General features: G+C 49.9%; 1 rRNA gene. It reads left to right on the forward strand.

Annotated elements, in window-relative coordinates:
• Positions 1–2,584 (forward strand): 23S ribosomal RNA (locus SBL16_RS12095); the annotation flags it as partial.
• Positions 2,585–2,664: the final 80 nt, after the last annotated feature.

A 2,664-nucleotide genomic window follows, 5' to 3' on the forward strand; every position in this document is an offset into this window, starting at 1 on the left:
ACGAATCATCTGGAAAGTTGAATCAAAGAAGGTAATAATCCTGTAGTTGAAAATATATTCTCTCTTGAGTGGATCCTGAGTACGACGGAGCACGTGAAATTCCGTCGGAATCTGGGAGGACCATCTCCTAAGGCTAAATACTCTCTAGTGACCGATAGTGAACCAGTACCGTGAGGGAAAGGTGAAAAGTACCCCGGAAGGGGAGTGAAAGAGAACTTGAAACCGTGTGCTTACAAGTAGTCAGAGCCCGTTAATGGGTGATGGCGTGCCTTTTGTAGAATGAACCGGCGAGTTACGATCTGATGCAAGGTTAAGCAGGAAATGTGGAGCCGTAGCGAAAGCGAGTCTGAATAGGGCGTTGAGTATTTGGTCGTAGACCCGAAACCAGGTGATCTACCCATGGTCAGGTTGAAGTTCAGGTAACACTGAATGGAGGACCGAACCGACTTACGTTGAAAAGTGAGCGGATGAACTGTGGGTAGCGGAGAAATTCCAATCGAACTTGGAGATAGCTGGTTCTCTCCGAAATAGCTTTAGGGCTAGCCTCAAGTGATGATTATTGGAGGTAGAGCACTGTTTGGACGAGGGGCCCCTCTCGGGTTACCGAATTCAGACAAACTCCGAATGCCAATTAATTTAACTTGGGAGTCAGAACATGGGTGATAAGGTCCGTGTTCGAAAGGGAAACAGCCCAGACCACCAGCTAAGGTCCCAAAATATATGTTAAGTGGAAAAGGATGTGGCGTTGCCCAGACAACTAGGATGTTGGCTTAGAAGCAGCCATCATTTAAAGAGTGCGTAATAGCTCACTAGTCGAGTGACACTGCGCCGAAAATGTACCGGGGCTAAACATATTACCGAAGCTGTGGATTGTCCGTAGGACAATGGTAGGAGAGCGTTCTAAGGGCGTTGAAGCATGATCGCAAGGACATGTGGAGCGCTTAGAAGTGAGAATGCCGGTGTGAGTAGCGAAAGACGGGTGAGAATCCCGTCCACCGATTGACTAAGGTTTCCAGAGGAAGGCTCGTCCGCTCTGGGTTAGTCGGGTCCTAAGCTGAGGCCGACAGGCGTAGGCGATGGATAACAGGTTGATATTCCTGTACCACCTAGCATCGTTTTAATCGATGGGGGGACGCAGTAGGATAGGCGAAGCGTACGATTGGATTGTACGTCTAAGCAGTGAGATTGAGTGTTAGGCAAATCCGGCACTCTTAAGATTGAGCTGTGATGGGGAGAGGAAATTGTTTCCTCGAGTCGTTGATTTCACACTGCCGAGAAAAGCCTCTAGATAGATAATAGGTGCCCGTACCGCAAACCGACACAGGTAGTCAAGATGAGAATTCTAAGGTGAGCGAGCGAACTCTCGTTAAGGAACTCGGCAAAATGACCCCGTAACTTCGGGAGAAGGGGTGCTCTTTAGGGTGCAAGCCCAGAAGAGCCGCAGTGAATAGGCCCAAGCGACTGTTTATCAAAAACACAGGTCTCTGCTAAACCGTAAGGTGATGTATAGGGGCTGACGCCTGCCCGGTGCTGGAAGGTTAAGAGGAGTGGTTAGCTTCTGCGAAGCTACGAATCGAAGCCCCAGTAAACGGCGGCCGTAACTATAACGGTCCTAAGGTAGCGAAATTCCTTGTCGGGTAAGTTCCGACCCGCACGAAAGGCGTAACGATTTGGGCACTGTCTCAACGAGAGACTCGGTGAAATCATAGTACCTGTGAAGATGCAGGTTACCCGCGACAGGACGGAAAGACCCCGTGGAGCTTTACTGTAGCCTGATATTGAAATTCGGCACAGCTTGTACAGGATAGGTAGGAGCCTTTGAAACGTGAGCGCTAGCTTACGTGGAGGCGCTGGTGGGATACTACCCTAGCTGTGTTGGCTTTCTAACCCGCACCACTTATCGTGGTGGGAGACAGTGTCAGGCGGGCAGTTTGACTGGGGCGGTCGCCTCCTAAAAGGTAACGGAGGCGCTCAAAGGTTCCCTCAGAATGGTTGGAAATCATTCATAGAGTGTAAAGGCATAAGGGAGCTTGACTGCGAGACCTACAAGTCGAGCAGGGTCGAAAGACGGACTTAGTGATCCGGTGGTTCCGCATGGAAGGGCCATCGCTCAACGGATAAAAGCTACCCCGGGGATAACAGGCTTATCTCCCCCAAGAGTTCACATCGACGGGGAGGTTTGGCACCTCGATGTCGGCTCATCGCATCCTGGGGCTGTAGTCGGTCCCAAGGGTTGGGCTGTTCGCCCATTAAAGCGGTACGCGAGCTGGGTTCAGAACGTCGTGAGACAGTTCGGTCCCTATCCGTCGTGGGCGTAGGAAATTTGAGAGGAGCTGTCCTTAGTACGAGAGGACCGGGATGGACATACCTCTGGTGTACCAGTTGTCGTGCCAACGGCATAGCTGGGTAGCTATGTATGGACGGGATAAGTGCTGAAAGCATCTAAGCATGAAGCCCCCCTCAAGATGAGATTTCCCAACTTCGGTTATAAGATCCCTCAAAGATGATGAGGTTAATAGGTTCGAGGTGGAAGCGTGGTGACACGTGGAGCTGACGAATACTAATCGATCGAAGACTTAATCAATTTATTTCAACGTTTTGCGAAGCAAAATCATTTACTTACTATCTAGTTTTGAATGTATAATCATTCTCTTGTCTGGTGAC

The sequence above is a fragment of the Staphylococcus sp. NWU MK-U1 genome (assembly GCF_033283505.1).
GTDB classification, from domain to species: Bacteria; Bacillota; Bacilli; order Staphylococcales; family Staphylococcaceae; genus Staphylococcus; species Staphylococcus haemolyticus.